The sequence below is a fragment of the Methanobrevibacter sp. 87.7 genome (assembly GCF_002208625.1).
GTDB lineage: Archaea > Methanobacteriota > Methanobacteria > Methanobacteriales > Methanobacteriaceae > Methanarmilla.
On sequence record NZ_MRCT01000074.1, the window covers coordinates 1 to 9,193 of the forward strand.

General features: G+C 24.6%; 13 protein-coding genes. All 13 read right to left on the reverse strand.

The features are described 5' to 3' along the window. Nucleotides 1-127: 127 nt before the first annotated feature. The 13 genes from BGI41_RS04845 to rnp3 all read right to left on the reverse strand — a co-directional run bounded on the left by BGI41_RS04845 (nucleotide 128) and on the right by rnp3 (nucleotide 9,119). Nucleotides 128-412, reverse strand: coding sequence for a DUF3194 domain-containing protein (locus tag BGI41_RS04845; protein WP_088539104.1), 285 nt, complete (start codon nucleotides 410-412; stop codon nucleotides 128-130). A 125-nt stretch (nucleotides 413-537) separates the two neighbouring features. After that, a complete protein-coding gene (locus BGI41_RS04850; protein ID WP_088539105.1) occupies nucleotides 538-888 on the reverse strand; it encodes a prefoldin subunit beta in 351 nt (116 codons plus the stop codon). Between the two features lie 36 nt (nucleotides 889-924). Then, the gene (locus tag BGI41_RS04855; protein ID WP_088539106.1) at nucleotides 925-1,194 is read right to left on the reverse strand and encodes a KEOPS complex subunit Pcc1; all 270 of its coding nucleotides are present in this window, start codon (nucleotides 1,192-1,194) and stop codon (nucleotides 925-927) included. A 52-nt stretch (nucleotides 1,195-1,246) separates the two neighbouring features. Beyond that, entirely contained in the window at nucleotides 1,247-1,762 is a 516-nt protein-coding gene (locus BGI41_RS04860; RefSeq protein WP_088539107.1) for a ribonucleotide-diphosphate reductase subunit beta, read from the reverse strand. Nucleotides 1,763-1,806: 44 nt separating this feature from the next. Then, the gene (locus BGI41_RS04865; RefSeq protein ID WP_042708430.1) at nucleotides 1,807-1,938 is read right to left on the reverse strand and encodes a DNA-directed RNA polymerase subunit P; all 132 of its coding nucleotides are present in this window, start codon (nucleotides 1,936-1,938) and stop codon (nucleotides 1,807-1,809) included. Beyond that, nucleotides 1,939-2,205 (reverse strand): 50S ribosomal protein L37Ae, encoded by a 267-nt coding sequence (gene rpl37A, locus BGI41_RS04870; protein WP_088539108.1) that lies wholly within the window; start codon nucleotides 2,203-2,205, stop codon nucleotides 1,939-1,941. A gap of 519 nt (nucleotides 2,206-2,724) precedes the next feature. Then, nucleotides 2,725-3,513 (reverse strand): exosome complex protein Rrp42, encoded by a 789-nt coding sequence (gene rrp42, locus BGI41_RS04875; RefSeq protein WP_088539109.1) that lies wholly within the window; start codon nucleotides 3,511-3,513, stop codon nucleotides 2,725-2,727. Nucleotide 3,514: 1 nt separating this feature from the next. After that, nucleotides 3,515-4,231: an exosome complex exonuclease Rrp41 gene (rrp41, locus tag BGI41_RS04880; protein ID WP_088539110.1), complete on the reverse strand. Its 717-nt coding sequence runs from the start codon at nucleotides 4,229-4,231 to the stop codon at nucleotides 3,515-3,517. Between the two features lie 132 nt (nucleotides 4,232-4,363). After that, complete coding sequence (gene rrp4, locus BGI41_RS04885; RefSeq protein ID WP_088539111.1) at nucleotides 4,364-5,404, reverse strand: exosome complex RNA-binding protein Rrp4; 1,041 nt, start codon at nucleotides 5,402-5,404, stop codon at nucleotides 4,364-4,366. 606 nt (nucleotides 5,405-6,010) lie between these two features. Continuing rightward, entirely contained in the window at nucleotides 6,011-6,712 is a 702-nt protein-coding gene (locus BGI41_RS04890; protein WP_088539112.1) for a ribosome assembly factor SBDS, read from the reverse strand. A 32-nt stretch (nucleotides 6,713-6,744) separates the two neighbouring features. Next, nucleotides 6,745-7,536 (reverse strand): archaeal proteasome endopeptidase complex subunit alpha, encoded by a 792-nt coding sequence (gene psmA / locus BGI41_RS04895; protein ID WP_088539113.1) that lies wholly within the window; start codon nucleotides 7,534-7,536, stop codon nucleotides 6,745-6,747. A 375-nt stretch (nucleotides 7,537-7,911) separates the two neighbouring features. After that, on the reverse strand, nucleotides 7,912-8,277 hold the full coding sequence (locus BGI41_RS04900) for an Rpp14/Pop5 family protein (RefSeq protein ID WP_088539114.1): 366 nt from the start codon (nucleotides 8,275-8,277) through the stop codon (nucleotides 7,912-7,914). 131 nt (nucleotides 8,278-8,408) lie between these two features. Further along, complete coding sequence (rnp3, locus tag BGI41_RS04905) at nucleotides 8,409-9,119, reverse strand: ribonuclease P protein component 3 (RefSeq protein WP_233126319.1); 711 nt, start codon at nucleotides 9,117-9,119, stop codon at nucleotides 8,409-8,411. Nucleotides 9,120-9,193: the final 74 nt, after the last annotated feature.

Here is a 9,193-nt window from a genome sequence, read left to right on the forward strand (position 1 = left end):
AATAAAAACTAAAATAAAATACAAAATTAAAAAAAACAAGCAAAAACTAAAATAAAATACAAAATTAAAAAAAACAAGCAAAAATTAAATAAAAAATATATTAAGAAAATTTAATAATAAAATAAGTTTATTCTCTAAAATTTTCATCAATATATTGATCTAATACTTTATAAGAATCATCCAAAACTTCTTGGACATCTTCTTGAGATAAATTAGATAATGCATCTACTGAAACATCAATATCTAAATCAACATTAAGTTCTTCATTTTCATAACTAATATCAGTAAGAACACACTGATCAATTACTTCTTTAGAACTAACATATTTAGATAATTTGTTTTCAACAGTAGAAGATAAATATTCAGTTATTGCTTCTAAATCTTTTTGTGATAATTTTTTTAATTTAGACATGTATTCATCACTAATATATTTTTTAAAAATAAAATAAAAATAAAAAATAATTGTATTTGAAAAATATTATAAAATTAAAATAAAAATAAAATAAAAAGTATATTAAAGTTTAAAAACTAAGAAAATTAGTTAATTCCTAATCCATTCATAGCATTTTGGATAGAAGCTTGCATTTCTTGAAATTTTTTCATAACTCTTTCTTCTTGACGATTCATAGTTTTTTGTCTAATTTTAAGAGTTTCTAAATTTTCTTTAGTTTCTTCGTAAACTTCATCACGATCTGCTTTAATAAGTAAACTACCTGCTGATTTAAATACTTCAGCATCTGAATCTGTTTTTTCAAGCTCTGCAATTGCTCTTTCAGCTTCATTAATTTGAATATCAAGATTTTGTTTTTGAAGAGCTACAGTTTGAGCTTGTTGTTGTAAATTTTGGAATTGATTTAATTGTTCTTGTACATTTTGTGGAATATCCATATTATCACCTTTAAATATTATCAAAAATCTTTAGAATTAAATAGTTAAATTATTAACTTCTAAAGACAATCTAATCCATTTAATTGCAGAGTTTATAGAAGCCCTATAACTTGTTGCATCATTAGCATTTATATGAATTAAAATAGATTTTCCATCTAACTCAATATCCATACTAGACCTATAATCAGGAGATGTTTCAAATTCTAGTAAAACAGCATCATAAATAATTTGAACTTGTTTCTCATCATCAAATTCAATTTCAATATCATGATTTATAGAATCTACAACTGTTTTTATATCCCCCATAAAATCAACCAATAATAAATAGTTTTAAATTACTAATAAAAATTAAAAATAATTAATTGTCTAAAATTTTCCTAACCGCAATTTTAAAATCTATTTTTTCTCCAAATTTATTATAAAAGTCAATAATAGCAATTTTTTGATCTACATAATTTTTTTCTTCATATTCTGCTTCATCTTCATCAGTATATCTATGAATATAAAGATAATTTTCTGTTGGATTATCATCTAATTCAGCATCAAGTAAATCAGAAATAACCTCTAACTCTTTAACATCACATTTAACCTTAAGATTTTTAGGATTAATATGGAGACGAGTATTTTGTGTATTTACTGTTACAAGTATAGACAATACTTTTTCTGCTCTAGAAAAAAAGGTTATTTTACTTGGATTTCCTTTAATTTCATAAACTAAGGCAGTTGAATTATGACCTAAAAGTGCAGATTTTAAAAGAACATCCCTAATACTGCTTTTTCCTCTATTAACATACTCTGAACCAGTAGCATGCATTAAATTCTTACAGAATTTACGAGTATTTTGTGCAGGCTTTCTAGATGTAGAAATAAGCATATTATCACTTTATATAAATAAAAAAAATAGTAGATAATTTATAATTATCTTGCTTTAATTGTTCTTTTTACAGCAGGAGTTTGTTTAAATAAAATTCTGTATCTACATTTTGGACATTTATTTTCTTCATAACTTTTATGGTCCATTACATAGCCACAGTTAGGACATTTATACAATTAGTTTCCCCCTTTTTCACTAACACTACGTTTTGCAGATTTAACCATAGGAGTTTCAGGAGTGTAAGCTCCACCAGTAAAAACATTTCCACATTTTTTACATTTCCAGATTCCTGCAGCTATTCTTTTTACTCCAGGTCTGTCACATTGTGGGCAAACATGATTTTTTTTCATGTTTTCTTCAATAATTTTAACTGATCTTTTAGCTTTTCTTCCGTATCTTGCACCATATTTTCCAGTGATACCTACTTTTTTAGTTCTAGCCATTATATTCTCTCCGATAAATAATTAATATAAAAAACATCCATTAATAAATGGAATTTAAGTAAAAAACTATTAAAATTACATACTTAAATTAAGACTCCCATAAAATTCTTAATAAAAATATAAAATCTTAATAAAAAAATATCCTTAGACAAAAATTAAGGAATATTGTAATATAAAATAAATATAACATAAATTTATCTATTATAATTAATTTATAATTTAATAATATTTAAAGTTAATGTTTTTTAATAGATTTTTACTAAAAAATAAGAAATAAAATAATTATTAAAACATTTCATAGATAGTTATAATACCTTTTCAATTAAAAGTAACATACTATGATTTTAATTAAAGATTAAGAAAGAATACCATATTATTCTTAATAAATATTTAATTAAAATAGTAAAAATCATAAAATAAAATATTGAAATTTAAATTAAAAAAATTAAATTTTAAAAATATAATTTAATCCTTTTTTATTAAATAAATTTCAACTTAATAAGTAAATTTTAACTAAAGTTAATCTAAATTAGATAAAATTTCAGCATTTTTACTTAAAGCAAGTTTAACAGAAGAAAATATTTCTTCTTTAGTTAATGGTTCGTCTCCACCTTTTTGCATTGAACAAATACTTCCAGATTCAGTAATACCAACAGATAATCTTGCAGATAAAACTTTTTCTTCATTAAGTGAAGGATCAAGAACCATTTTATCACCTATTTTTACAAATGTAGATAAAGCTACATTATGATTTAAAGGAATAGGTATAGTATTTTCTTCATCTAAAACAACTTCATCATCAACAACTTTTGCTTTAGGTAATTTACATGTTTTAAGTGCTGCATTTACAGCAAGATTAGCACAATCAAAAAGATTTCCACAATTATCAATAACATGAATATCAATAAAGAGAATCCAAACATGTTTTCCTTCTTCAACACATAATTCATCTAATTTAACCATTTCACTTTCACGAATTCCACGATCAACAACACGTGCAAGTTCAATAGAATCAGATGAAGGAGGACCTGGTTCAAATTCTGGATCAGCCATAGGAAGTAATTCACAATTTGTCATTAATACTCCTAAATTAGGAGTATCTGGGAAAGGTTCTCCTATACTAGGTTTAATACCTGCAATAACTTTAGTTCCACCTAATTTACAAATAGCAGAACCTTCAGCTTTAGGTATAATATCAGTTTCTATTTCAATATTCCTATATTCATCAAGAGCTCTTCCATCTTCACGTTTATCATTATTAACAAGACTTGTAATATTCTCCCTTGTAATTTCTGGTGTTATATACATATTATCCCTCTAAATTTTGAACATAATGGTTTTTAAGAGCTTCTTTTTGAACTTTACTAACTTCCATACAACCTTCAATTGCTAAGTTAATAGCTTCTTCAAATTCTTCATCAGTTAAATTACCATCAGTTTGTAATAAAGTAATTTCTCCAGTTCTTGGCATAATTACAACAGGAACATCAGCTTGACCTTCTTTATCTTCAACTTCAGATAAATCAAGTACTATTTGATCATCCATTTTACCTGCTGCACAACCAGCAACAATATCTTTCATTGGTACACCAGCATCTGCAAGTGCAACAGCAGCAGCAGTTACTCCAGCACAACGAGTTCCACCTTCTGCTGCAATAACTTCAATATAAACTTCAACCATAGATCTTGGAAAACTTTCAAGTAATAATGCAGGACGTAATGCATCTGCAGTAATCTTTGAAATCTCATTAGATCTTCTATCTGGTCCTGGTCTTTTCCTACTATCTACAGAGAATGGTGCCATATTGTATTTTACTTTAATTACACCAGTATCTGGACGTAAAAATCTTTTCATATAAGTTTCTTTTGGACCATAAACTGATGCTAAAATTTTATTTCCACCAACTTCAACATATGCAGAACCATCAACTCTCTCTAATACTCCAACTTCAATTTTAATAGGACGAAGTTCATTATATGCTCTACCATCAGCCCTTTGTTTTTTATCTTCACTAATAAAAATCACCTATTTCATAAAAATTAATAATCATCTTCTTTAAGCATAAATCTAAAAAAACTTAAATAATTTATAAAAAATCTAAAAATTACCTTCCTAAAAAACATAAATCTAGAAAAACTTAAATAATTTATAAAAAATCTAAAAATTGTCTTTCAATATTGAAAAACCACTTTTTTTCCTATTTAAATTAAAACTTTTTTTAGATTTACTTTTTTCAATATTTTCTAAATTATTAATAAAGTCATCATTCCTTTTTTTATCTTCTTTCTTTTTAGCTTCTAACTCTTCTTGTTCAAGTTCTGCTTTAAAATTTTGAAGTCTAGGTTTTTCTAACTCATATTTTTTATTAAAAGAATTTCTTCTATTAAATTTTTTATTAAACCTTTTATGTTTATTAGCAAATGAGTTTCTTCTATGATTATTTGAATCATCATCAAAATTATCATTATTTGATAAATTAACTTCAGATTCAAAATCATATTCTTCATCATCTAAACCTTCAGGAATTTCACCATCAATATCTAAATATAATTTATCACGAATTCTATTAGTTAAACCAGATGTATGAGCTTCTTTTTCAATTATTTTAATAACATTTTTAGTTATTTGCTCCATATCTTTTTCTCCTTTAACCCAAACAAGACCGTTTTGACCAACAACAATCTTACATCCAGTTTTATCTTTAATCATATTAATCATGGAACCTTTTTTACCAATTAAACGAGGTACTTTAGTTGGAGCAATACTTACAATTATACCTCCTTTAAATTTACCCATTCCACGACCTTTAAGTCCTAGTTTAGCTTTTTTGACTTCATCTACGTCAACAACTCTTAAAAAAAGAACATCCCCAACGTTAAAAATCCTATTTAAATTCTTTTTATCCCTTCCGAAAACTTCAGATGCCGGTAAAATACCAGAATAAGGAGAATTAATATCTACATTCCACATAGAAAATTTAACATCATTAATTTTACCAATTATAACATCTCCTTTTTTCGGAATATACTTACTTTTTAAAGGAATAACACTAACTTTTCTATTCCTTAAAGAAACTAAACCCATTAGAGAAGAACAGATTTTACCATTTTCTCTAAAAGTTCCTCTTCCTGAATAAAAGTCATCTTCTGCTAAAACTTCTCCAGGAATAACTAAATCTTTATTCTCTACATAAATCATTTTATACACACCGTATAAATAAATACCGACTAATAAATGATTAAATAAGTAATAAGCCATTTATTAATCAATAAGAATATTCTAAATAGAATATACTAAATATAAACACAATAAACATTCTAATACAAATTAGAACATTCAATAAACATAATAAATAATCTAAATAAATTAGAATATTAATAAAGCAATTACAATACCCTAACACAAATTAGAATATTAATAAAGCAATTACAAACATAATAAATGAAAAAATAACTTTTATATTATATAATAAAAGTCAAAAGGAATTTAAAATAATTATCAAATAATAAATTAAATAAAAATAATATTTAAATTAAAACTTTTTACAATAATATTTTCCATAATATTATAATCTAAACACATACTATGTATTTTTATCTACTAAAAATACTTAAACTTTCAAGTAAATAGATTTTAAGTAGTAAATACTTAAAATACTAATAAAAAACAAATTAAATAATATTAAATTTATATTACTTAATTTTTAAATTAACTAAATTTAAATAGCTAATTTTAATATCTAAAAAATTTTTAAAAGACTTTAAAAATCACTTAAAATTAAATTAAAGAAATAATTTAGAAAAATTATTTAATTAATTTAGTTTCAGCAGTACCTCCAGAGATTTCAGCCATTTTATCAGAAAATTTATCTTGAAGACCACCAGGTAAATCAATAATACCTATCCAAGAACCATCTTGTTGCCATTCTTCTTGATCAATTTTACCAAAACCTCTAATTGCAGAGTAAGCATGACCTGCAACATCTCCAGGTAACCTAACAGCCATTTTAACTCTTTCAAACCTAATAGGTATAAGAGGTCTAATAGCTTTAAGTGCAACTTTAACTTGTTGATCTACAGAAACAAAAGGATCAACCTTAACTTTAGCTTCCTCCATAGCATTTTCTATCCTTTTTGGAGGATGAGGATAACCAGTTTGTGGGTTGATAGATTCCCTTGCAATTTTATTAATAATCAATTTACGTTTTTCTTCCTGCATATCCCTTTTTTGTTTTGCAGTAAGTTGAACATGTCCTTTTTCAAGAATTTGTTTTGCTACTTCTAATGGTTCAGTAGTACCAAAAACTTTTTCCATAGCTTCTTCAGATGCTAAATCTCCTTTTTTAGAATCTTTAAATATTTCTTCAACAGCTAAAATATCTTCTACAGGTACATCTTTAGCATCAGGATTTTTAAAGTCTGCAGCTAAATCTGGGTCAACTAAAATTTCGAAATGTTCACCATATGACTCTAATTTAGCAATAATTGCATCATCAACATTTACCATTATTGACACCTAGATTAAATTTTTAAAAAGATCTATTCTTCAGATTCATCTGATTCTTCTTCAGAATCGTCTTCTTCTTCATCTTCTTCTTCAGGTTTGTTACGTTCTAAAAGTTCATCAACATATTTAGATACTTCTTCATCATCAAGTTTTCTGTATTGTTCAGTATCTTTATCAATAACAGCGATTTCTACAGTTTTATCAGTAACTTTACCTTCAGTAGCTTCATATACAGCATCTAAAGCAAGATCAATAGCTTCATCTAAAGACATATCATCTTGATATTTATCTTCAAATACTTCCATAGCTTCACTTCTACCTGCACCGATTGCAGTAGCTTTATATTCAATTAATGCTCCACTAGGATCTGTTTCAAATAATCTGCATTGACCTTTATTAATTCCACCAATAATAAGTGCAGAACCAAATGGTCTTACTCCACCATTTTGAGTATACATTTGTTTCATATCACATATTTTTTTAACTAAAGCTTCTACACGAATTGGTTCATTATAAGTGATTTTATTAATTTGAGATTCTACTCTTGCTCTATCAATTAAAACTCTTGCATCAGCAACAAGACCGGATGAAGCAGCTCCAATATGATTATCAATTTGGAATATTTTTTCAATAGATTTAGGTTCTACTAATCTACTAGTAGATCTTTTATCTACAACAAGAACAATACCATCTTTTGATTTAATACCTAAAGATGTAGTTCCTCTTTTTACAGCTTCTCTTGCGTATTCTACTTGGAAAAGTCTTCCATCTGGGCTAAATACAGTAATTGCCCTATCATAACCAGCGTTTTGTAAAGGTTGCATATTTTTTACCTCTTTTAATTATATAATTAATATAATTTATTTTTATAGTTAATACATTTTAATATAATTAACCATTTTTCAAAAAACAAAAATCAAATCTCCATGATTTGATTACATAATATAAATTTTCTAATGTCCTTATAAAAATATATTATTTAAATTAAATAAAGTTTTCCAAAAATTTATTTAAAATTAGTTAATATTGGAAAAATAAAATTTATTAAAATAATAAAAAAATAGTTAAACTAAAAAGCTAAATTAAAATAAAATTTTAAAAAAATAAATAAGATATTTAGATACTAAAACTAAACTAATAAAAAAAAATATCTAATCAGATACTAAAATACTAAAACTAAACTAATAAAAAAAAAATATCTAATTAGCAATATATTTAGATACTGCAGCCTGAATTGTTCCAGATAATGCAATTGTAGTTATTGCAATATCTTTACCATTAAATTTTGTTAAAGAAGATACAGCAGATCTTACTTTATCTTCAAAACCTCTTTGACATCTTAAAACTGCTTTTGTATGAATATAATCATTAGTATCATTAGAATTATAAACTCGCATTAACCAAAGATTAAAATTACTTGTTTCCATCTCACCAAAAAGACGAAGACAAGAATCCCAAATAGCTAAAATAAAATCATCTTTTGAGAAATTATCTTTTGTTTTAATATCTAGAACTAAATATCTACTATTTTTCCTAAGTGTTGGTGGTAAAACTTTCATTTTCATAAAAATCAACTTTATTAAATTAATTAAACCATTAAAATATTAATATAAAGTATAATTAAAAAATCAACTTAAATTAACTAACTAGTTAAAGATTAATATAAAGTATAATATTAATTAAATCTTAAAGAAATTTAATCAACTATACGAACCCCTTGATAAATCATATTTTTATCCTTTGAAAAATCAATAATCTGTTTTGGATAATTATAGAAAACATCCTTAAGTTCATTATCATCTAATCCAATAACCTTAAAAAAACTCATAATATCATAAGGTGTTCTAGAATCAAAGATATTCTCACAACCACTAGTTACAATTAAAGGAAATTTAAATTTTCTATATAAACTAATAATATCTCTAAAATTAGATATAACTTTAGCTCTATATGATAAAAAATTAGTTAAAATATCTTTAAAACATAATTCAATTGCAACATTATTTTTTAATGATTCTTTTGCAAGAACCTGATTTATACCACATTCACCACGTTTATAATATGGTCTTGATAAAACATCTACCCTATAATTTTCTAATGCTGCTCTATTAATATCATTTTTTCCACCAAAAACAGATAAATAATCAGTTTTATTTCTATACTTTTGAATAGCTTTTCTAAGATCATTTTGATTTTTTACTTTAATCTCTAAACCATAAGTAATATCAAAATCATCAAAACTAGAAACTATATCATTAAGATTTTCCCTATAATCAAGAGAATCTTCATAATTATCAGTAGAATAAATTATATTAACATGATTCCAACCATAATTAAATGCTTCATTAATAATTTTAGAATCATTATCAAAATTAGAACCTTTTAAATTTAAATCATAGAATATCATTATAAAAAAATCCTTTAATTAAATAATTATTATTTTATATTTTATTATAATTAAATTTTAATTTTTAAAGTATA

Excerpts from the sequence above, each read along its gene's own strand:
- psmA (WP_088539113.1), bottom strand. The coding sequence starts at position 7,536 with ATGCAACCTTTACAAAACGCTGGTTATGATAGGGCAATTACTGTATTT.
- BGI41_RS04845 (WP_088539104.1), bottom strand. The coding sequence starts at position 412 with ATGTCTAAATTAAAAAAATTATCACAAAAAGATTTAGAAGCAATAACT.
- rrp42 (WP_088539109.1), bottom strand. The coding sequence starts at position 3,513 with ATGTATATAACACCAGAAATTACAAGGGAGAATATTACAAGTCTTGTT.
- BGI41_RS04850 (WP_088539105.1), bottom strand. The coding sequence starts at position 888 with ATGGATATTCCACAAAATGTACAAGAACAATTAAATCAATTCCAAAAT.
- BGI41_RS04890 (WP_088539112.1), bottom strand. The coding sequence starts at position 6,712 with ATGGTAAATGTTGATGATGCAATTATTGCTAAATTAGAGTCATATGGT.
- rpl37A (WP_088539108.1), bottom strand. The coding sequence starts at position 2,205 with ATGGCTAGAACTAAAAAAGTAGGTATCACTGGAAAATATGGTGCAAGA.
- BGI41_RS04900 (WP_088539114.1), bottom strand. The coding sequence starts at position 8,277 with ATGAAAATGAAAGTTTTACCACCAACACTTAGGAAAAATAGTAGATAT.
- rrp4 (WP_088539111.1), bottom strand. The coding sequence starts at position 5,404 with ATGATTTATGTAGAGAATAAAGATTTAGTTATTCCTGGAGAAGTTTTA.
- BGI41_RS04860 (WP_088539107.1), bottom strand. The coding sequence starts at position 1,762 with ATGCTTATTTCTACATCTAGAAAGCCTGCACAAAATACTCGTAAATTC.
- BGI41_RS04855 (WP_088539106.1), bottom strand. The coding sequence starts at position 1,194 with ATGGGGGATATAAAAACAGTTGTAGATTCTATAAATCATGATATTGAA.
- rnp3 (WP_233126319.1), bottom strand. The coding sequence starts at position 9,119 with ATGATATTCTATGATTTAAATTTAAAAGGTTCTAATTTTGATAATGAT.